Origin of the sequence: Streptomyces sp. NPDC003247 (assembly GCF_042888135.1) — a bacterium.
Lineage (GTDB): Bacteria > Actinomycetota > Actinomycetes > Streptomycetales > Streptomycetaceae > Streptomyces.
On record NZ_JBIAPF010000004.1, the window covers coordinates 508,103 to 528,960 of the forward strand.

Consider the following 20,858-nt stretch of genomic DNA (forward strand, 5'->3'; position numbering starts at 1 on the left):
ACGGCCCTTATCGGCCGAGCCGGGCGTCCGTGGAGGGGGGCGGGCACCGCGGGGTCGCGCACGGGTACCCTGCGGCCTGGTAGGTGCGCGTGAGGCGCGGTGGTCCGTACGGGGGAAGGGTGCGCGGGCGGTGGACGGCGAAGAACTGGTCGCGGTGGGCAGTCTGGCGGTGGCGGCCGTCGCCGCGGTGTTCGCCTGGTTGCAGGCGCGTTCCGCCCGGCAGGCTGTGCGGCGGGCAGAAGAGGCCGTGCAGGTCGCCGAGCGGGCGAACCTCCTCGCCGCGCAGGCGAACCGCCTCGCCGAGCACGCCAATCGCCAGGTCGCCGTTCTGGAGAAGCGCAATCAACTCGGCCGGCTGCGCGCCGTGCTGCGCCAGGCCGCGGCCGACGCGTACTCGCCGGGGCTGAACCAGATGCGCTGGGAGAGCGCCTACCGCACCGAGGTCCAGGCGTCGCTGGCCGGCCTGCACGCCCAGCTCCCGCTGTGTGCGGCCCTGTTGAACACGCCGCTGCCCGGCGCGCAGGCGCTCGCGCACGCCGTCCAGGAGACGGCGGCGGTCGCCGAGACCACCGAGGTGTCCGCCGCGTGACCACGATCCCCGGCATCCGTCCCGGCGGCCCGGACTGGGGCGCGCCCGAACGCCGGTTCCGCTCCGAGCAGACGGCCCTCCGCGAACAGTTCGCCCCGCAGCGGGTACCGCTCCTCGCGCGGTCGTACGCCACCGACGTACTGCTGCCGATCGTCCAGGACATGCGCGCCTCCGGTGCGGGCGGCCTGCTGTCGGTCGTCGCGGAAGCCGGATCCGGCAAGACCGTCCTGCTCGGCCACCTGTTCCAGCTCCTGTGCGACAGCGACGGCCGCAGCGACAGCCGCAGCGACGGCAACGACCACGCCGGCGAGGGGCCGGGCAGTGCGCTCGGCCCCCCGCCGGCCCCCGCCGTCCTCGTCCGCTGCGACCAGGTCGTCCTCCCCGACGCGTCACCGGCCCCGCCCGCGCCCCGCCCCGGCGAGCCGCTGCCTGCCGTGTCCCCCACCGCCCTCCTCGACCACGCCTTCGGAGCGGCGGCCGGGTCGGGGCTGCTCACGGCGGCCGTCCAGCAGTACGCGGGCGAGCGCCCCGTGCTCCTCCTGGACACGCTCGACCTGCTGCTGTCGCCGCGCTGGAGCAAGCCGCTGGGCTCGTACCTCTCCGAACTCGTCGACATCGGCATCACCGTGGTGCTCACCTGCCGTCCACGGGACTACGAGGACCACGCGAGCGGTCTGATCCCGGCCGTCCAGGGCAACGGGCGGATGGCCGTCCTCAAGGACGTGCCCGCCCTCGACGAGGACGAGATCGTCGACTTCACCCGGCAGTTCCTCACCGACCGCGGCATCCCCCCGGCCGTCGGCGAGGAGGAGTTCGGCGGGCGTCTCGTCGCGCTGTCCGCCGGCGGCGCGCACGTCCGGCTGCGGCGGCTGCTCAGCAGCCCGCTCCTCCTCGCCATGGTGTGCGAGGTCTTCGGGGAGACCGGCGGGCACGTCCCGCAGGACCTGACCACCAGCGGCCTGTACGCGAGGTACTGGGAGGAGAAGGTCTCGCGCACCCGGCTCACCGGGTCCGCGGACGCGTCGGACCAGCGGATCGAGGACAAGGAGACGCTCTGCCGCCGTATGGCGGCCTTCCTCTGGCACGCCTCCCGCACCCGCTCACGCTTCCACGACCGCGTCCCCGCGGCACGGCTGACCGGCAGCGCGACGGGCACCGGCAGCGCGGCGGGCACCGGCGCCGGCCGGATCCGGGCGGCGCTCAGGGAACTGTGCGACGACGGGTTCCTGAACACGGTGGAGCGCGGCCAGGTCGTCGAGTTCCGCCACCAGACCCTCGCCGAGTACGCCGTGGCCCAGTGGCTGGTGGAACTCGACGACGAACGGAGCGATTTCTACGACGAGCTGCGCGAGCGTCCCTCGGAGCGCGGCTTCGCGCTGCCCGTGCTCCGCCACCTGGTCGGCATGGAGGACACCCTTCACCAGCTCGACGACGTCTTCCCGCTGCTGCCCCTGGGCGATTTCGGCGTCTTCCGCAACACCGCGTTCGCCGTGGCGAACTGCGGCAACGACACCTATGTGACCGCGCTGGCGGCCGAGGCCACGCGCCGGATCGACCAACGGCTGCGCTCCCTGTGGGAAGCCCTGGAGACCGTCGCCGGACGGGGCCTCGCCGCCGCGCGGGCCGCCGCCCTGCGGGGGCTGCGCGAACTGCCGTACGCCCAGGTCGCGGAGGCGGGCGGGCTGTACGGGCTGCTGGCCGTCCGCCGTGGCGAGGGCGGGGAGGCCGTCGATCTCGCGGACGGTGTCCGTGCCGTGCACGGCCGGCGGGCGGACTGGCCGCCCCTCGGGACCACCGTCGCCCGGCAGCCCGACCAGGTGCTCCAGCTGATGCTGGACCCGGCGCTCGCGGTCGGCGCGCCGGTCTCCACCGGGACCGTCCGCGCGGTCGAGGAGGACTTCGCGCAGGCCGGGCGCGCCACACGGGAGGCGTTCGTCCGGCTCCTGCTCGCGCCCGGAACGCCCCCCGGGCACACCGCCGCGTTCCTGCGCTTCCTGTGGACGCTGCCGGCGGAGGTCCACGTCCCGCGCGCGGCGGGAGCGGAGTTCGTCACCGGCGCGATGCTCGGCACGGGCCGCGCGCCCGAGGCGGTGCTCGACGCGCTGATCACCGACCTCGACGGCTGCCCCGACAGCCGGCTCGCCCAGCACGCGGCGGTACGGCTCGTCGCCGACCGTCCCGCCCTGCGCGACCGGCTGTGGCCCCACCTCGGCCCGACGGCCGGCTCGGCGGAGGTCCGGCTGCGTGCCGCCAACGTGGTGGGCGATCTCTGCGCCGATCCGGCCGTCGCCTCGGACACGTTCGCTCGGCTGGTCGCCATGGACGTCGGCCCCCGTACGGACGTCGGCACGGGCACCGCCGGGCCGACGGGTGCGGAGGGCGCGCCGGGGGACGACGGCGACGGGGCCGCCGTGCTCTACGGCATCGGCCAGCGGGTGCTGCCCTCGCTCGCCTCGCCGGACGAACGGGCCGAGCTGGGGCGGTGGCTGGCACGGCTCGCGCCGCCGACGCGCCGACGGGGCAGGGAGCCGGAACGCCGCCGGGGAGACTCTCCCGACCGCGACACCCTGCGCGACCTGCCCCTGGACAGGCTGGTGGAAGTCGCCGCCGACACGGCGCACGACGTCACCGCCCGGCAGGCGGCCGGGAGCCTGCGCGCCGCCTCGCAGCAGGGCACCCTGCTCACCGCCGGCCAGTGGCGCACGCTCCTGGCCTCCCGCTGGTCCGGCACCCGCCGCTCGGCGGTGACCCTGCTCGACGCCCTGCTGCGCGCGCAGGACCCCGCCGCCGGCCTGGTCGCCCCCGCCCTCCTCACCTGCGGCGGCGCCGACGCGACGCCGGGCGAACGGCAGACGCTCTACACGGCGCTGGACAGCTGGCTGCGCGGCTACCCCGAGGGCGCGCGGCCACACCTCGGCACCCTGCGTGAGGTGCTGCGCGGGGCCGCCGAGAGCGGCGACTGCGCGGGCGAGCCCGCCAAAGCGTGGGTGGCGCTCACCCGGACCTGCTTCGAGTCCGCCCTGAAACTCCCCGAGGAGCGGCGCGCGGCCGAGGCCCGCGCCGCGTTCGGGGTGTACGGCGCGGCGGCCGCGGCCGGCGCGCTCCCCACCCGGGGGCCGGCCGCGGCCCTGGGCGTCAAACTGCTGGTGCGCGCGGTGAACCACGGCGTCGTCACCCCGGAGGAGCTCGCCCGGCTGGCACGCTCCTGGCGGTGCGGCGGGCAGTGCACCGCGGTCGGGGCGCTCGTCCAGACGGCGGGCGGCGGCGCCTGGAGCCCGCTGCTGCACGCGCTCCTCGACGACGGCGTGCTGTGCCGTGACGCGGTGGCCGCCCTCGTGCGTCTGCGCGAGACCGACTGACTCCCGCCGGGCCTCGCTCCCGCGCCACGCCGCGCCGCGCCGCGGGAGCGAGGCCCGGGGGGACCGCCCGGGAGGAGGACCGAGCCGGGCGGTGCGGCGGCCGTGCCCGGCGGCCCGCCGCACGGGCGAGGGCCGGTCCGCCGATCAGCCGTCTGCCGGTCCGCCGATCAGGCGATCAGCCGTCTGCCGTCTGCCGTTTGCCGTCTGCCGTCTGCCGTCTGCCGTTTGCCGTTTGCCGTCTGCCGTCTGCCGTCTGCCGTCTGCCGATCAGCCGGTCTGCCGGTTCGCCGGTCGCCGATCAGCCGGTCCGCCGGTCGCCGGTCCGCCGGTCGCCGGTCGCCGGTCGCCGATCAGCCGGTCAGGTGCCGTTGCAGCCAGTCCGCGGCGGCGCGGCGGAACAGCCGCCGGTTGTCGGCGCGCTGGAAGTCGTGCCCCTCGTTGAGCAGCGTGAGCAGTTCGGCGGTGCGGCCGCGTTCGCGTGCCGCCCGTACGAACTGCTCCGACTCCCGCGGCGGGACGTTGGTGTCGTGTTCCCCGTGGACGGCGAGCACCGGGACGCGCAGCGCGTCGACCCGGCTCATCGGCGACAGGGAGTGCAGCAGCTCGCGGTCGCGTTCGGGATGGCCGTACTTGTGGGCCGCCGACTGCGCGATCCACGGTTCGGTGCCCTCGAAGAACGTCGCGAAGTCGGACATGCCGCAGACCGCCACCCCCGTGCGGAACAGGGCGGGATGCCACACCAGGGAGGCGAACGTGAGGTAGCCGCCGTACGAGCGGCCCATGACCGCCAGCCGGGACGGGTCGGCCGGGCCCGCCGCCACCGCGTGGGCGGCGCAGTCGGCCACGTCGTCCAGTGCCGCGAACCGGCCCGTGCCCAGGTCGGCGTCGACGAACGACCGCCCGTGGCCTGACGAACCCCGGACGTCGGGCGCGAAGATGTCCACTCCGCGTCCCAGGATCTCGTGGTAGAGCGGGTTGAAGATGGGGCGTTCCTGCTCCTCGGGTCCGCCGTGCAGGTGGATGACGCAGGGCGCCGGTTCGGCCGGTCCCCGCCCCGGCGCGCGGTAGTACCAGCCGTGCAGGGGCAGTCCGTCGCGTGCGGTCGGGCGCAGCGGGAAGGGCCGCACGGGCGGGCGGCCCGGCGGAACGGCGTCCTCGTCCAGGGACGACCACGGGGTGCGCAGCAGGGACACGCCGCCGGGGAGCCACCAGATTCCCGGGCGGCGCTGCGATCCGGACAGCGCCAGTGCGAGCCGCCCGGTGCCGGCCGGCACGATCCGGGTGACCACCTCGTGGGGCAGGGGCACGGGCCGCGGCGGCCCGGTGAGCAGCCCGGTGAGCGGTTCGGCAAGCGATTCGGTGAGCGGTTCGGTGAGCGGTTCCGTCGTGCCGGGCGGGTGCGTGTCGACGATCTCCAGTTCGCTCGCGCCCCGGACGTTCCAGGCCAGGACGGCGGCACGGCCGTCGCGGGCGAAGCCCAGCAGTTCCAGGTCGCAGCCGTCCCGCTCGGCCGCGACGGACCGGCCGCGCGGACGGCCCTCGGGGTCGAGGCCGACCGCGAGCAGGGCCGCGAACTCCCGGTCGAGGTCGCTGCGCAGCCAGAGGACGTCCGCCCGGGGCGAGAACCGGCCGATCCACGGGTCGCCGTCGGCCACCGGCACGACCTGTGTCGTGGCGCGGTCGGTGGTACGGATCACCACCGCCTCGCGCCGTCCGCGGGGTCCACGGCGCAGGAGCGCCAGCCGGCCGTCGCGGCTGAGGTCGCACACGCGCAGGGTCGCGGCGTCCGCCTCGGTGGCGAGGAGGACCGCGGCGGCCACCCCGTCGGGATCGATCAGGTAGGCGGACAGACCGTCGCCGAAACCGGCCGTCGGGGCGGTCCGCGCGGCCCGCGGGTCGAGGGAGGCCGGGGCGCCGACGGTCACGGAACCGGACGGCGTCCCGGTCCCCGTGCCGGTGAGGGGTGCGGCGCCGAGGAGGACCGCGTCACCGCCGCGGCCGGACCAGCCGGCCGGCAGGCGGTCGGCGTACGCGCCGGACTCGGCCGGGACGCCGGCCGCGGTGTCCCCGGACCGGGGCGCGGGCAGGCCGGTCGGGACGGCGACGGTGACCGCGACGGCCGATCCGTCGTGCGCCCAGCAGCCCAGGTGGGCCGAGGTGCCCGGCTCGGCCCCGGCCAGGATGTGGCGGCCGGTGCCGTCGGGGCGTACGCACAGCACCCGGGTGTGCTCGCCGCCGCCGGGGGCCGTGGTGTACGCGATCCAGCGGCCGTCGGGCGACCAGGACACCTCGCGGACGGGGTCCGGCTCCGAGTCGAGCAGCCGCACCTCGTCGCCGTCGACGGACCCCGCCCACACCTGGGGCACACCGCCGCGGTCGCAGATGAAAGCCACCCGCGCCCCGCCGGGATCGGCGGACGGATACCAGCAGCCGTGGGCGGTGAGCCGCGTCGTGGCGTCGCGCGGGCCGGAGGCGTCCGGCAGGGGCACGCGGGCGGGGGCGGCGAAGGCGGTGGACGGGGTACGGCTGTCCGCGCCCGCCGGTGCCTGGCTCCGGCCTCCCGCCGGGGCCCGGCTCCGGCCTCCCGCCGGGGCCCGGCTCGGGTCCCCCGCCGGGTCGGCGACGGGGGGCGGAGCGGCGGCGGCCGCGCGGGGAGCGGAGGACGGACCGGCAGCGCCCGCGCGAGGGCCGCGCGCGTCACCGCCGTGGGTGTCCCCGCCGCGCGCATCCCTGCCGTGGGCATCCCCGCCACGCACGTCCCCGCCGTGGGCATCCCCACCGCGCACGTCCCCGCCGTGGGCATCCCCGCCACGCACGTCCCCGCCGTGGGCGTCCCTGTCGTACGCGTCGCCGCTGTGGGTATCCCCACCGCGCGCGTCACCACCGCGCGCGTCACCGCCGTACGCGTCCCTGTCGTACGCGGCGCGTCCGTCGGTCATGTTCCGTGCGTCTGAAGCCATATCTCCAGCAAAGCCGCCTGCCACAGCGCGTTCGCTCCGCGCCGGGTGCGGTGCTCGTCGGGGGCCGCGAGGAGTTCGTCGAGGTAGGCGTCCCGGAAGAGCCCGCGCCGCCGTGCCTCGGGGGCGTTCAGCGCCTCCCGCACCCGGTCCAGGACGGGCCCGGCCATGTGGGTGATGGCCGGGACGGGGAAGTAGCCCTTGGGACGGTCGACCACCTGGTGGGGCAGCAGCTTGCGGCCGGCCTCCTTGACGACGCCCTTGCCGCCGTCGGCCAGCTTCAGCTCCGGCGGACAGGCGGCCGCCAGCTCCACCAGTTCGTGGTCCAGGAAGGGCACACGGGCCTCCAGGCCCCAGTCCATGGTCATGTTGTCGACCCGTTTCACCGGGTCGTCCACGAGCATGACGTGCGTGTCCAGCCGCAGCGCCGCGTCGAGCGAGGTCTCCGCGCCCGGCTCCGCCATGTGCGCGCGGACGAAGCCGCCGGAGACGTCGTCCGGGAGCAGCATGTGCGGCTGGAGCATCCCGGCGAGGTCGGCGTGCGGCCGGTCGGCGTAGGTGTCGGTGTACCGGTCGGCCGCCCGGTCGCGGGCGGCCGAGGCCAGACGGGGGTACCAGTGGTAGCCGGCGAACACCTCGTCGGCGCCCTGCCCGCTCTGGACGACCTTCACCTCCTTCGCCACCTGCTCGGCCAGCAGGTGGAACGCGACCACGTCGTGGCTGATCATCGGCTCGCTCATCGCCGCCACCGCGCCGTCCAGCGCCGCCGACACCCGCTGGGAGGGGACCTTCAGCTGGTGGTGGTCGGTGGCGAACTCCCGGGCCACCAGGTCGGAGTACGCGAACTCGTCCCCCTCGGCGCCGCCTTCCGACTCGAAGCCCACGCTGAACGTCGCCAGGTCCCGCTGCCCCTCCTCGGCCAGCAGCGCCACGATCAGGCTGGAGTCCAGACCGCCCGAGAGCAGGACGCCGACGGGCACGTCGGCGACCATCCGCCGGCGTACGGCGGTCCGCAGAGCCTCGAGCACCGCGTCCCGCCATTCGCTCGGGCCCATGCCCGCGTGCTCGGGGCGCCGGGTGTACGAGGGCTGCCAGTAACGGTGGTCGCGGTGGCTGCCGTCCGGTTCGACGACCCGTACGGTGGCGGGGGGCAGCTTGCGCACCCCGGCCAGCACGGTGCGGGGCGCGGCCACGGTCGCGTGCCAGCTGAGGTACTGGTGGACGGCCACCGGATCCAGCGAGGTGTCGACGTCTCCGCCCGCGAGCAGGGCCGGGAGCGACGAGGCGAACCGCAGCCGCCCGGGGGTCCGCGCCAGGTACAGCGGCTTGATGCCGAGCCGGTCGCGGGCCAGGACCAGCCGGCCGGTCCGGTGCTCGACGAGGGCGAAGGCGAACATGCCGTAGAAGCGGTCGACGCAGGCGGTGCCCCACTCCCGGTACGCCGTCAGGACGACCTCGGTGTCGGAGGTCGACCGGAAGCGGTGGCCGAGGGACGTCAGCTCTTCACGGAGTTCCCGGTAGTTGTAGACGCATCCGTTGAAGACGCCGGTGATGGCCTGCCGGGCGTCGGTCATCGGCTGGGCCCCGGACTCGGACAGGTCGATGATCTTCAGTCGCCGGTGTGCCAGCGCGACAGCGCCCTGTGACCAGAGGCCCTCGCCGTCGGGGCCACGGGCGGCGAGCCGGTCGCTCATGCGCTCCACGGCCGCGAGGTCGGGCCGCTCGCCGTCGAAGCGGATCTCCCCGCTCAGGCCGCACATCACGCACCACCTCCCCTGGGCGCGTCAGCGGTCCGGGGAGGTCCGACGCGCGCGGAGCTCCCCGTCGAGGCCTGGTCCGGGCTGATGGCCATGGTGGTACGTCTCCTTCGCGGTGGGGTGGTGGGGGCAGTGGGCCGGTGAGGCGTGGGGGTGGACACGGGCGTGGTTCGCCATGACTCGCCGAGGCTCGCCGAGGCTCGCCGAGGTGGCGGGGACGGTGCGGGACGGGCGGACTCCGCCGGAACGGCCGTCCGGGCGAGGTCCGCGCGGGGTCCGCGCGGGCTCCGCCGAAGCGGCCGCCCGTGCGGGGTCCGCGCAGGGTCCACGCGGGGTCCGCCGGGGGCGGCCGTCCGGGCGGGGTGCGGGCGTCTCAACGGCCGGGCATCCTCACCGGCCGGCCGCCGCGGGCGACGCCTTCCGTGCCCAGCGGGTGGGAGGGGACGCGCCCGTTCGGGGCGGGAGCGGGCCGACGGCGCCTGCCGTTGTCGCCGCGGGTCTCGGCGATCGCCAGATCGGTGCAGGCCAGGAGGTCCTCCTCCGCGGCCGTGCGGCGCAGCCGGTGGGCGGCGCTGCCGTCGGACAGGGCCTTCTCCGTGAGCGCCTGGACGGTCTGCCAGTCCCCGGCGGCCTCGAGCGCCGGGCGCACCCGCGCCAGCAGGCCGCGGACGACGTGCGCCGCGGACGCCTCGTGGCGGGTGACCGGGTCGACCAGGGAGCCTTCGAGGCCGGACCGGGCGGCCCGCCAGGTGGCGGCGCGCAGCCACTCGTGCCGGCCCTCGCAACGGGGTGCGCCGGGGCCTTCCAGGCGTTGCCCGGCGTCGGTCACCAGGGCGCGGAAGAGCGCCGCGACGAGCACGACCGTCTCCGCGCGCGGGCAGGAGTCGCAGATACGCAGTTCGAGTGTCCGCTGGTGTGCCGAGGGCCGGATGTCGTAGTAGATCATCCCGGTGTCGCTGATGACGCCCGAGTCGATGAGCTGCCGCACGGCCGCGTCGTACGCGGCGGCATCGGCGAAGCATCCCACCGGCCCGGCGGTCGGCCAGCGCTGCCACAGCATCGTCCGCCAGCTCGCGTAGCCGGTGTCGGCGCCCAGCCAGAACGGTGAGCTCGCCGACAGGGCGAGCAGGGCGTGCAGCCACGGCGACACCTCGCACATGATCCGTACGGCGGTGTCGCGGTCGGGGACGTCCACATGGACGTGGGCCCCGCAGATGAGCTGTTCGTCGGCGACCTTCCGGTACTCGTCGACCATGTGGCGGTAGCGGAGACCGGCGGTGGGGTGGATCGCCTCCGGGCGCGCGAGGGGTACCGTGCCCGCGGCCACGACGGCCAGGCCGTTGGCGGATGCGGCCGTGTCCAGCTGCCGCCGGGTGCCGGTCACGTCGTCGTACAGGTCGTCCAGGGTGGCGTGGACGCCGCTGTTCGACTCCACGGTCGTCTGCTGCAACTCGGTCGTGAAGGTCTGCGCGGACAGTCCTTCCAGCACTGTGTCGGCGCGGGGCACCAGCAGGCCGGTCTCCACCTCCACGAGGTGGAACTCCTCCTCCACTCCGATGCGAACGGTCACAGCTACTCCTAGAGGTGACGGGCGGACGCTTCGCCGCCGTGCTCCGGCATCCGGTCCCGTCGGTGGTACGGGGCGGCGAGCTATCCCTCCCGGAGTTCCCCTTTGGCCAAGGCCCAAGCATGGGTGCTCTTCAGGAGCGCGCCCCCCTCACCTGAGCGCCGACGACGGTCGCTTCGGGGCCGCATCGCCTCCCTCTGCGACCTCCTCCATAAGATTGCGCAAGTGCAAGCCATGTGCATCTACATGTGCATGAGTGCATGCGCCGCCCGCCCCGAGCCCGCCGAGTGACGGACACCACCCCATGACAGACCGCGTCTCCCGTACCCCCCGCCGCCGAGCCGCCCGTGCTCCCGGGCCCCCACGGGAACGCACCCTGGACACCTGCCGGAGCCTGTCACCCCTGCTGCGGCTGCTGATCCTCACGCAGCTCGCCTTCAACGTCGGCTTCTACGCGGTGCTGCCGTTCCTCGCGGAACATCTCGGCAGCGGCATCGGTATGGCCGGGTGGCTGGTCGGCTTCGTCCTCGGCCTGCGGACCTTCAGCCAGCAGGGGATGTTCGTGGTCGGCGGCCGGCTCGTCGACCGGTACGGGGTGCGCCCGGTCGTCCTGGCGGGCTGCGGCCTGCGGATCGCCGGGTTCGCCTGGCTCGGGTCCGCGGAGGCGACCGGGGCGGTGATCGGCGCGGTGCTCGTGATCGGCTTCGCCGCCGCCCTGTTCTCCCCCGCGGTGGAGTCCGAGGTCGCCCGTCAGGCGGTGGCGTGGGAGGCGGCGGGCCACGGACCGCGCACCCGGGTCCTGGCCCTGTTCAGTGTGGCGGGCCAGGCCGGCGCGTTCGTCGGACCGCTGCTCGGCGCGCTGCTGCTCGCGGTGGACTTCCGCACCGCCTGCCTGGCCGGGGCCGCCGTCTTCGTCCTGGTCCTCGCCGGACACGCGCGGCTGATGCCGCAGCGCGTCCCCGGCCGTGACCGGTCACCGCGACGGGGCGGCACGCGCGCCCTGCTGCGCAACCGCCGCTTCCTCGCCCTGTGCTGCGCCTACGGCAGCTACCTGCTCGCCTACAACCAGCTCTACCTGGCCCTGCCGGACGAGGTGCGGCGGGCGGCGGGCTCCCAGGCGCCGCTGTCCTGGCTGTTCGCCCTCTCCTCCCTGCTGGTCGTCCTCGCCCAGTTGCCGGTCACCCGCTGGGCCGGCGACCGGCTCGGCCTGCGCCGCTCCCTGACCGCCGGGCTGCTGACGATCGCCGCCGGGTTCGCGGTCGTGGCCGCGGCCCGCCCGGCCGGCTGGACCGGCGCCGCCGGGCTGCTCCCCGCCGCGGGGTTCGTCGTGCTGCTCACCCTCGGCCAGATGCTGGTCGTCCCCGCCGCCCGCGCCTGGGTGCCCGACCTCGCCGAGGAGGGGAGGATCGGCCTCTACACCGGGGCGCTGTCCTCCGTCTCGGGACTGATCGTCCTCGTCGGCAGCGCGGCCACCGGCTCCCTGCTCGACCTGGGCCTCCCGCCCGCCGTCCCCTGGCTCGTCCTCGCCGCCGTCCCCGCGCTGGCGGTGGCGTCGGTGCCACGGCGCGCGACGCCGGGGACCGGGCGTGCCGGTGAGCCGGACACGGCACGCTGATCGCCCTCCCGGCACCCGGCACCCGGCACCCGGACCGGACGCCGGACCGAACTCCCGCCCACCACCCGGACCGCACCCGAGACCGCTCCAGCCCAGCACCCCGACCGCACCCGAGACGACCGAGCTCCCGCCCACCACCCCGACCGGGCGCGGGACCGAGCTCCGCGCCCGCGCCCGGACCGCACCCGGTGCCGGAGCGCCGCCGGTGCCGGAGCGCACCCGGTGCGAGAGCACCGCCGGACGCCCGGAAAGAGCAGATGCCCGCACGGCGCCCGCACCGGGCGGATGCCCGCGCCGCCGGGCGCCCGGGTCACATGGTCTTGAGCTTGATGTACCGGCGTACCTCCGGCAGTTCGGTCAGTGCGATCAGTACGGCTGCGGCGCCGACGGCGCCGACCACGGCGCGCACGACGCCGGCGGGGATGAAGATGCCTCTCTTCATGGCAGGGTTCACCTCCTCTCGGCCGCGTCGGCCAGGATGTCGGCCACCAGGGACTCGACGAAGGGCACGGAACGGGTGACGGCCTCGCGGACCGGTTCGCTGAGGCCGACGACGACGTCCACCTCGTCGCCGCGCATCCGGACCTCGGGCTCGCAGCCGACGACGAGGACGCGGGGCAGCCGCCCGTCGCCCAGCTGCCGGGCGAGGCCGAGGACCTTGACCGGGTCCATGGCGTGGGCCTCGGGGGCGCCCGCGGCGGGGAGCGCGTCGAGGTCGGGCTCGATGACGCTGAGGGTGCCGGGCGGCTGCCCGTGCGGGGTGGCGTCCAGCAGGACGACGGTGTCGTAGCCGTCCAGCATGCGGTAGGCGAGGTCCATGCCGCGGATGCCGAAGTCGGCGACGTGGACGCCGTCGGGCAGGGTGCGGCGGGCGAGGAGGGCGGCGGCCTCGGGGCCGAAGCCGTCGTCGGCCAGGAAGAGGTTGCCGACGCCCGCGACGAGCACCCGGTGGGCCGGCGGGCCGCCGTCGGTGCCGGGGAGCGGTTCGAGCTCGTCGGGGGCGAAGAAGAACCGGTGGCCGATCTGGCTCGCGGCGCCCAGGTCGCGGCCCGGGTCGCCCTCCAGGACGACGGCGACGTGCACCTGCCCCTCGAAGTCCTCCTCCACGGCGGCGACCTCAGCGATCCGGCCGGTCAGGGCGAGGTCCATGATGTCGGCGCGCCGGGACGGCCGGAGCCGCACGCGGGTGCCGGGACGGTAGGAGACGCCGTTCACCGCTCCTCCCCCGGGCCGGCCGCGCGGAACTCGCGGATCGTGCCGTGCAGGGCCATGAGGTCCTCGGTGCCGAGCCCGGCGCAGCGGTCGAGGATCTCGCGCGCCCGGGGGTCGCAGGCCCGTGCCTCGGCGCGCTCCTCCTCGGTCAGGCTCAGCACGCTCAGCACGAGCAGCTGGTCGATCTCGGTCCCGTCGAACAGGTCGCCCGGGCTCTCCGGCGCGACCCGCGGGAAGTCGTACAGGGTGACCGGCGAGGAGAGCACGGTGCCGGCCCGGCCGTCGCCCGTGTCGGTGCCGGCCAGGACCGGCCAGGTGCCCTGGTTGCGGCAGGCGGCGGCGTGCTCGCGCAAGGAGGCGGGCGGGTCGAGGAGGGAGACGAAGCGGCCGGTGCCGGCGTGCAGGACGGTGTGGGTGGAGACGAAGGCGTAGGGGGCGGTGGCCTCCCGCGCGTGCCGGGTCCCGGGGTCCGGCACCGGGCAGGGCGTGCTGTTGCCGATCCGCACCGTCAGCCGGTGCACCCCGTCGGCGACCGGTTCGGCCGTGACCTCGACGGTGCCGGTGAGGCGGCGCCAGCCGCGGACGAGCCGGGCGGTCCCGCCGGGCAGCTCCTCGGTGTCGGTGCCCTCGGGGACGTCGACGGCCGCGCGGGCGGGGGCGCCGGTCAGCACGACCTCCCGCTCGGTCGCCTCCTGCCAGCTCAGGTACCGCTCCCCCGCGACGGTCAGCTCGTCGACGGGACGGCCGTCCCGTGTGACCGTGCGGTCCACCACCTGGAGGAACCGCACCCGTACGGTGAGGTCGTCCAGGGGTCCTTCGTGGAGGACCTGGGTGGTCATGGTGTCCGGTTCGCCGAGCGCGTCGGCGCAGGAAGCGGGGAAGACGCCGCCGAAGGTCCAGCGCTTGGCGTTCTTCAGCGCGGACCTGCGGTAGGGCCACAGCAGGTAGCCCTCGTACAGGCAGGTCCGGGTGATCTTCTCGACGTCGGAGAGGTCCGGGTGGTCGCGGTGGTCGGTGAGGGTCATGTGCTGGAGGTCCCCGAGTGGTGGTGGGCGGTGCCGTCGAGCAGGGCGCGCACGGCGTCGTCGGGCGTGGTGAGGACGTGCCGGGCGCGGTAGGCGTCGAGGCGGTCGTAGGTGGCGCGGGTCAGCCGCAGCCAGGGGCTGCCCGCGTGGTAGCGGTCGGTCAGGGAGTGCCAGAGGGCGGCGGGCAGGTCGTAGCGGGTGTCGCCGTCGGCCCAGGAGACGCGGGACGCCACGAGTCCGGGTCCGTCGGGTGTGCGGTGGAAGACGGTGCCGCTGAAGAGGAAGTCGAGGGGCACGTCGCCGTCGTCGCCGACCGCGCGCAGGTACTTGGTGACGGCCAGTTCGGTGTCGTAGGAGCACTCGACGGGGAGGTGGACCGTCGTGCGGTCGTCGAAGGCCGGGACGTGCACGGTGGTGCGGGCCCAGACGAGCGGGCGCATGCCGGCCGCCCACTGCTCGGGCTCCCCGAACAGCTCGCCGAGCGCCTCCCGTGCCTCGGGGCGGTAGCGACGGCGGGCGACGTCGATGCGGACGACGGTGGTCAGGGCGACGGAGCCGACGGGCCGGCCGGCGGTCCGGGTGATCTCCAGGTCGAAGCGGAGGACGGGCAGCGCGGCGAAGCGCTCCTCCTCCGCCCCGGTGACGGTGAACGCCAGGACCGGGGCGGCGGGGGCGGACAGCGCGGGCGGCGCCGTCATGCGGGTGACAGGTTCGGCATGTCCCGGTCGACCGGGTTGCGGTGGCGGGCGTTGATGCCGGTGGAGCGGCGGGCCGTGGAGCGGTCGTCGCGGCGGTGCCCCGGCTGGCGCTTGTACAGGCCCCGGTGGTTGCCGCGCCGTACGCCCGCGACGTGCGCGGGCTTGTCGGGCTCGACGTCGGGTGTGCCTACGGTGATGCCCATGACGCCTCCTGGGGGGAGAAGGGGGTGGGGTCGGTGGGGTCGGCCAGTGCTCGGAAGAAGTCCTCGACCCGCTGCCACACCTCGGGGCCGCCGTCCAGTCCCTTCCAGTGTGCGCGCACGACGGCGGCCAGGCGGTAGCAGTCGTCGAGCGGGACGAGCCAGTGTTCGCTCGCCCCGTGGCCCCGGTCGACCAGCAGGGCCCGTACGTCGGTGACGTGCTCGGGCAGGTCGGGGTGGCAGGTCTCGACGTCGCGCCAGCTGTCCGGGGGGACGGGGGCCCGCAGCACGCCCAGCGGGCTCGGGTAGGCCGCGGTGACCTCGCCGCTCCCGCCGGAGCGGGTGAAGAAGGCGAGGGAGACGGGGACGCCCAGGCCCGCCCACGCCGCGTCGTCGATCCGGCAGCCGTCGAGCCGTCGCCGCTCCCGCGGCAGCAGCCGGTGGCCGCCGGCCGCCCCGGCGTCGTGGTCGAAGAGCACGGCGCAGGCGGGGCAGGCGCAGGAGACGGTGCCGGTGGCGGGCTGGAGGACGTGGCGGTGCGGGTGGCCGGGCGGCAGTGGCTGGGCGCACAGGTCGCACCGCTCCACGGCGTCCCGGCCGTCGGCCCGGGCCGCCTGCCGAGCCACCCGGCGCAGCCCGTTCATCCGCAGGCTCCCCCGCCGACCGGCGTACGGTCCCGGAACAGGGAGTCGACGGGGATCAGCGGTTCGGCCGGGCCCGCGGTCTCCACCCGGACGTCGTCGATCTCCGGGGCGCGGGCGGCCACGGCGTCGCATACGGCCTGCTCGGCCCCGGCCGCGCCGCATCCGCCGCCGGTCACCCGGACCCGCAGCGCCGTGCCGGTCAGTTCGAGGATCTCGGGCGGCTCGGGCAGCGCGGCGAGGGCCTGCCGGACCCGTGTCTCCACCGGGTCGGGGTGCAGGTCGTGCACGAGCAGCAGGTGGCCGACGAGGTCGTCGGCGGCCAGCCGGTCCAGCAGGTCCGGGTGGCCGGCCAGATGGGCGGTGATCCGTCCCAGGCACTGTCCGTACAGTCCGACGAGCGTCTCGACGGTCTGTCCGGCCCGTGCCGCGGCCAGGCCGTCCGGCAGGGCGTCCAGGCCGGACAGCCGCTCCTCGGCGAGCGCCACCTGGCGGCGGGCGTGGGTGTCGTCCCAGGGTTCCCAGGGCATCAACGGCCGCCCTGGTCCGCGAGGGCGCCGAAGGTCGGCGAGTGGGACTGGGTGAGGGTGCGGCCGCCGCCGAGGTACATGTGCACGCCGCAGGGCAGGCAGGGGTCGAAGCTGCGGACGGTGCGCATGATGTCGATGCCCTTGAAGGTGTCCGGCCCGTTCTCCTCGAAGATCGGACAGCCCTGCACCGCGTCCTCGTACGGGCCGGGGGTGCCGTAGAAGTCGCGCGGGCTGGCGTTCCACGGGGTCGGCGGGTACGGGTGGTAGTTGGCGATCTTGCCGTCGCGGATGACCAGGTGGTGGCTGAGGACGCCGCGGACGGCCTCGTGGAAGCCGACGCCGATGGCCTCCTTGGGGACCTTGAAGTCCTGGAAGGTCTTGGTGACGCCGGAGCGGACCTCGTTGAGGGCCTGGTCGACGAAGTGCAGGGCCATGGCCGCCGCGTAGGCGACGAAGTACATGCGGGCCCGGTTGCGCTCGATGGTGTTGGGGAACGGCGGGGGCGTCCACTCCAGCCGGACCTCGGCCGACGACGGCGTCTTCGGCAGGTCGATCTGCACGCTGTGGCCGGTGGAGCGCACGTACGGCGTGTCGACCTTCCCGGCGAGGGCGGTGGCCCACAGGCGGGCGATGGGGCCGCCGCCGGTGTCCAGGGCGAGGAAGTCGTTGGTGCGCTTGTCGAACCAGCGGGGGCTCATCACCCAGCTGTAGTTGCCGCCGTCCAGGTCGCGCTTCTGCGGGGCGGGCAGGGTGGTCTGGTTCCAGGGGTGCCGCTTGTCGACCGGGTTGCCGAGCGGGTCCTTGTCGACGAAGGTCTCCTCGCCCGTCCAGTCCTCGTAGTAGGAGCTGCCGAGCAGGATGCGCATGCCGAGGTTGATGTCGACCAGGTCCGTGGTGACGAGCTGGTTGTCGACCACGATGCCCGGGGTGACGAACATGCGGTTGCCCCACTCGTTCATCTTCTTGTAGCTGTAGTCGACGATCTCGGGGTCCTGGAAGGCGCCCCAGCAGCCGAGCAGCGTGCGGCGCCGGCCGACCTCCTCGTAGCCGGGCAGGGCCTCGTAGAAGAAGTCGAAGACGTCGTCGTTCATGGCGACGGCCCGCTTGACGAAGTCCAGGCAGCGGGTGAGGCGGACCAGGTAGTCGGTGAACAGCTGGGGGGTGGCGACCGTGCCCACACCGCCCGGGTAGAGCGTGGAGGGGTGCACGTGGCGCCCTTCCATGAGGCAGATCATCTCGCGGGTGAGCCGGCTCATGACCAGCGCCTCTTTGTACGTGGACCCCTCGAAGGGGTTGTACGAGCGCATGATGTCGCCGACGGTGCGGTGCCCGTGCCGGTCGCCGCGCGGCGCGGGGGTGCGCTCGGCCCGCTCCCACACGCCCGGGTTGGTCTCCTTGACCATGCGTTCGCAGTAGTCGACGAAGACCATGTTGTCCTGGAAGATCGTGTGGTCGAACATGTACTCGGCGGCCTCGCCGAGGTTGACGATCCACTCGCCGAGCGGCGGGGTCTTCACGCCGTAGGCCATGTTCTGCGCGTACACCGAGCAGGTGGCGTGGTTGTCCCCGCAGATGCCGCAGATGCGGCTGGTGATGAAGTGCGCGTCGCGGGGGTCCTTGCCCTTCATGAAGACGCTGTAGCCGCGGAAGATCGATGAGGTGCTCTTGCACTCCACGACCTCACGGGCATTGAAGTCGATCTTCGTGTAGATGCCCAGGTTGCCGACGATCCGGGTGATCGGATCGAACGCCACATCGGTGAGGGTGCGCTGCTGCGCCGGGGCGGCCTGGCTCGTCGTCACTCGACGGGTTCCTTTCACACGAGGCGGTGCGGGAGGTGAGGGGTCACTTGCCGGGCCAGCGCGGCGCGAAGCCGGAGGTCAGCTCGCCGCGGTTGTGGCGCCACTTGGGCTCCTTGTTGACCGAGCGGTTGGTGATGGCGCGCAGCGTGCGCACCAGCGGGCCGTAGGTGGAGGAGAGCACGCCGGAGGAGACGCTGCCGCCGGGCGGTTCGTCCATGAACGGCATGAACTTGTCGGGGAAGCCGGGCATCGTGCAGCCGATGCAGATGCCGCCGACGTTGGGGCAGCCGCCGATGCCGTCCATCCAGCCGCGCTTGGTGACGTTGCAGTTGACCACGGGGCCCCAGCAGCCGATCTTCACCTGGCACTTGGGCGAGTTGTAGTCCTTGGCGAAGTCGCCCTGCTCGTAGTAGGCGGCGCGGTCGCAGCCCTCGTGCACGGTCTTGCCGAACAGCCAGGTGGGCCGGAGCTGTTCGTCGAGCGGGATGGGCGGGGCCATGCCGGCGGCCTGGTAGAGCAGCCAGGTCACGGTCTCCATGAAGTTGTCGGGCTGGACCGGGCAGCCGGGCACGTTGACGATCGGCAGCCCGCCGGCCGAGCGGAAGTCCCAGCCGAGGTAGTCGGCGAGGCCCATGCAGCCGGTGGGGTTGCCCGCCATGGCGTGGATGCCGCCGTACGTGGCGCAGGTGCCGACCGCGACGACGGCGAAGGCTCCTGGGGCGAGCCGGTCGATCCAGGTGTTGAAGGTGATGGGCTCGCCCGTGCGCGGGTCGTTGCCCATCGAGGTCCAGTAACCGTCGCCGTTGATGCGCTCGTTGGGGACGGAGCCCTCGACGACGAGGACGTACGGGGCGCCCAGGGTGCCGTCGGCCGCCTGGTGGAAGGGGCGGGTGAAGTCGTCGGCGGTCTCGTAGGCGAGGACCTTGTTGTGCAGGTGGACCTTGGGCAGTCCGGGGATGGCGCCGAGGACCACGTCCTCGAGGCTGGGCAGCGAGGCGGCCGTGACCGAGACGGTGTCACCGTCACAGCTCATTCCCTCGGAGGTCCACAGGATGTGGACCTCTTCCACGGCCGCGGGGGCCTCGGTGTCGGTGCTCATGGGATCCCTTCCTGGCGGCGTCCCCCGCAGCAGGCTGACATACCGGACAATCAGCCACCATTCGAAAAGTCCATTAGGAGGTGCTCCGGCGTCCCGTCCGGCCGCCGCTTGCGTACGAAGGCGGAGCGCAGGGCGTGGTAGGGCGCGGCGGGGTCGTCGAAGACGGCGCGCATGCGTTCCAGCTCGGCGGCGCGGTGGGCGCGCAGCGGGCGGACGCCCTCGTCGCGCTCCCGCGCGGCCTTCTTCACGCCCAGCCGGGTGGACAGCCCGGCGGAACGGGCCAGCCGGTCGGCCATCCGGGTGACCTCCGCCGTGAAGTCCCCCGGCCCGCACCCCAGGACCCGGTCGACCAGCCCGAGGGTGCGGGCCGCGTGGGCGCCGACCGGCAGGGCGTCCCGGGTGAGCCGCTCGGCGGCCGCCGGACCGACCCGGCGGGGCAGCGTGTAGGTCCAGTACTCGGATCCGTACAGGCCCATCAGGCGGTAGTGCGGGTTGAGGACGGCGCCCTCGCGGCACCACACCTCGTCGGCGGCGAGGGCGAGCATGGCGCCGCCGGCGGCCGCGTTGCCGGGCAGGGCGGCGATCACCAGGCGGTCGGTGGTGGTGAGGATCTCCTCGACCAGGTCGTCGATGGCCTCGATGTTGGCCAGCGACTCGGCGGCGGGGTCGGGGGCGGCCTCGATGACGTTCAGGTGGATGCCGTTGGAGAAGAAGTCCCGGGTCCCGCCGAGGACGACGACGTCGGTGGGGCGGGTGCGGGCGTGGCGGTAGGCGTCGAGGAGACGGCGGCACTGACCGGTGCTCATGGCTCCGCCGGGGAAGCGGAAGCGGAGGTGGCCGACGGTGCCGTGTTCCTCGTAGGTGATGTCCTCGTAGCTCCCGCCTGTCGGGTTCCGGCTGTCCGCCGTGGGGGGTTGCTCGGGCAGTTCCCCGCGCCCCTGTCGGGGCGCTGTCGGCAGCGCGGTGCCCAGGGCCGTGGTCGCCGGCAGTTTGAACGTCGCCGGTTCCCCGGGGCGTCGGCGGGGGCGCAGCTCCGGGATCCAGACCGCGCCGTCCGTCGTCGCCCGGCAGATCGCCCCGTGGCGGGTGGCCAGGAGCTCGCCCGGCGGGCCGGTGAGGCGGTACTCGGGCAGGCCGCCGTGCAGGTACCACTCACCGCCCAGGAAGGCGTCCAGCACACCGGGCTGCGAGTCGGCGGCACGGAGCTTGCGCAGCACCGTGTCCGTGGGGTCGTGGTGCCAGTCGATCCGGCGCTCCTCCTGGCGCAGGTACGGCTGCCAGGTGTGCTCGGGCGGCGTGAGCGGGGCGTACGTGCCGGAGGCGAAGCGTTCGACGGCGAGCAGGACCGCCCTCAGGGCGGCGTCGGCCAGTTCGCCCCGGTACAGGTCGCTCTTGCCGACGTCCGGCGGCACGCCGAAGCCGGCCGACGCCCACACCGGTCCCGCGTCCATCTCGGCCACCGCCTGAAGGACCGTCACGCCCCAGCGGCCGCGGCCCTCCTGCACCGCCCGGTCGAGGGACGACGGGCCCCGGTCGCCGGGCGGCCCCGGATGGACGATCAGGCAGCAGTACGCCGACCAGACCGCCTCCGGCACGGCGGTCGTCAGCATGGGGGCGATCACCAGGTCGGGCGCGTGACGGCGCACGGCGGCGGTGAGTCGCTCGTCGTCCCCGAGGGCCAGCTCCACGGCGACGGGGTGCCCGCGGTCGCGCAGCTCCACGAAGACCCGCTGGGTGAGGCTGTTGAACGCGCTCGCAAGCAGCAGAATCCGCATCACCCGGCGATGCTCCCCCGACGACCCGCGCC

At 74.7% G+C, this 20,858-nt stretch carries 17 protein-coding genes; 4 read left to right on the forward strand and 13 right to left on the reverse strand.

What is annotated here, in order from left to right; all coding sequences use genetic code 11:
* The first annotated feature begins 130 nt into the window (after positions 1-130).
* Together ACFYWQ_RS15890 and ACFYWQ_RS15895 are read left to right on the forward strand one after the other, a co-directional pair.
* Positions 131-589: a hypothetical protein gene (locus tag ACFYWQ_RS15890; RefSeq protein WP_389516757.1), complete on the forward strand. Its 459-nt coding sequence runs from the start codon at positions 131-133 to the stop codon at positions 587-589.
* Positions 586-3,948 carry a hypothetical protein gene (locus tag ACFYWQ_RS15895; protein WP_389516759.1) on the forward strand — a complete coding sequence of 1,121 codons (3,363 nt, stop codon included), beginning with the start codon at positions 586-588 and terminating at the stop codon, positions 3,946-3,948. Before ACFYWQ_RS15890 ends, ACFYWQ_RS15895 begins: the two co-directional genes overlap by 4 nt.
* Positions 3,949-4,298: 350 nt before the next feature.
* Here the strand turns inward: ACFYWQ_RS15895 and ACFYWQ_RS15900 are convergent, their stop codons facing one another.
* On the reverse strand, positions 4,299-6,437 hold the full coding sequence (locus ACFYWQ_RS15900; RefSeq protein ID WP_389516761.1) for a S9 family peptidase: 2,139 nt from the start codon (positions 6,435-6,437) through the stop codon (positions 4,299-4,301).
* Positions 6,438-6,683: 246 nt separating this feature from the next.
* On the opposite strand from ACFYWQ_RS15900, the gene ACFYWQ_RS15905 reads away from it, so the two are divergent.
* Positions 6,684-6,902 carry a hypothetical protein gene (locus tag ACFYWQ_RS15905; protein ID WP_389516763.1) on the forward strand — a complete coding sequence of 73 codons (219 nt, stop codon included), beginning with the start codon at positions 6,684-6,686 and terminating at the stop codon, positions 6,900-6,902.
* Here the strand turns inward: ACFYWQ_RS15905 and ACFYWQ_RS15910 are convergent.
* Entirely contained in the window at positions 6,884-8,665 is a 1,782-nt protein-coding gene (locus ACFYWQ_RS15910; RefSeq protein ID WP_389516764.1) for an N-acetylglutaminylglutamine amidotransferase, read from the reverse strand. The two genes, ACFYWQ_RS15905 and ACFYWQ_RS15910, sit on opposite strands and share 19 nt — an antisense overlap.
* 370 nt (positions 8,666-9,035) lie before the next feature.
* On the reverse strand, positions 9,036-10,232 hold the full coding sequence (locus ACFYWQ_RS15915) for a glutamate--cysteine ligase (protein ID WP_389516766.1): 1,197 nt from the start codon (positions 10,230-10,232) through the stop codon (positions 9,036-9,038).
* 301 nt (positions 10,233-10,533) lie between these two features.
* Between ACFYWQ_RS15915 and ACFYWQ_RS15920 the strand changes: the two genes are divergently transcribed.
* Positions 10,534-11,844: an MDR family MFS transporter gene (locus ACFYWQ_RS15920; RefSeq protein WP_389516768.1), complete on the forward strand. Its 1,311-nt coding sequence runs from the start codon at positions 10,534-10,536 to the stop codon at positions 11,842-11,844.
* Between the two features lie 310 nt (positions 11,845-12,154).
* Here the strand turns inward: ACFYWQ_RS15920 and ACFYWQ_RS15925 are convergent, their stop codons facing one another.
* The 10 genes from ACFYWQ_RS15925 to ACFYWQ_RS15970 are packed head-to-tail and all read right to left on the reverse strand — an operon-like array spanning position 12,155 to position 20,826.
* Entirely contained in the window at positions 12,155-12,286 is a 132-nt protein-coding gene (locus tag ACFYWQ_RS15925) for a DUF6893 family small protein (RefSeq protein ID WP_385069203.1), read from the reverse strand.
* Between the two features lie 8 nt (positions 12,287-12,294).
* Complete coding sequence (locus ACFYWQ_RS15930; protein ID WP_389516770.1) at positions 12,295-13,059, reverse strand: hydrogenase maturation protease; 765 nt, start codon at positions 13,057-13,059, stop codon at positions 12,295-12,297.
* Positions 13,056-14,081, reverse strand: a complete 1,026-nt coding sequence (locus ACFYWQ_RS15935) for a hypothetical protein (RefSeq protein WP_389516772.1) — start codon at positions 14,079-14,081, stop codon at positions 13,056-13,058. The genes ACFYWQ_RS15930 and ACFYWQ_RS15935 overlap by 4 nt, the downstream gene beginning before the upstream one ends.
* Entirely contained in the window at positions 14,078-14,779 is a 702-nt protein-coding gene (locus tag ACFYWQ_RS15940) for a DUF6084 family protein (protein WP_389516774.1), read from the reverse strand. The genes ACFYWQ_RS15935 and ACFYWQ_RS15940 overlap by 4 nt, the downstream gene beginning before the upstream one ends.
* Entirely contained in the window at positions 14,776-14,982 is a 207-nt protein-coding gene (locus tag ACFYWQ_RS15945) for a hypothetical protein (protein ID WP_385069196.1), read from the reverse strand. The genes ACFYWQ_RS15940 and ACFYWQ_RS15945 overlap by 4 nt, the downstream gene beginning before the upstream one ends.
* The gene (locus ACFYWQ_RS15950) at positions 14,967-15,623 is read right to left on the reverse strand and encodes a DUF5947 family protein (protein WP_389516776.1); all 657 of its coding nucleotides are present in this window, start codon (positions 15,621-15,623) and stop codon (positions 14,967-14,969) included. Before ACFYWQ_RS15950 ends, ACFYWQ_RS15945 begins: the two co-directional genes overlap by 16 nt.
* Complete coding sequence (locus tag ACFYWQ_RS15955; RefSeq protein ID WP_389516778.1) at positions 15,620-16,150, reverse strand: NifU family protein; 531 nt, start codon at positions 16,148-16,150, stop codon at positions 15,620-15,622. Before ACFYWQ_RS15955 ends, ACFYWQ_RS15950 begins: the two co-directional genes overlap by 4 nt.
* Positions 16,150-17,952: a nickel-dependent hydrogenase large subunit gene (locus ACFYWQ_RS15960; protein ID WP_389516780.1), complete on the reverse strand. Its 1,803-nt coding sequence runs from the start codon at positions 17,950-17,952 to the stop codon at positions 16,150-16,152. The genes ACFYWQ_RS15955 and ACFYWQ_RS15960 overlap by 1 nt, the downstream gene beginning before the upstream one ends.
* Positions 17,953-17,995: 43 nt before the next feature.
* Positions 17,996-19,051 (reverse strand): hydrogenase expression protein HypE, encoded by a 1,056-nt coding sequence (locus ACFYWQ_RS15965; RefSeq protein WP_389516782.1) that lies wholly within the window; start codon positions 19,049-19,051, stop codon positions 17,996-17,998.
* A gap of 50 nt (positions 19,052-19,101) precedes the next feature.
* A complete protein-coding gene (locus tag ACFYWQ_RS15970) occupies positions 19,102-20,826 on the reverse strand; it encodes an enoyl-CoA hydratase-related protein (protein WP_389516784.1) in 1,725 nt (574 codons plus the stop codon).
* Positions 20,827-20,858 lie beyond the last annotated feature (32 nt).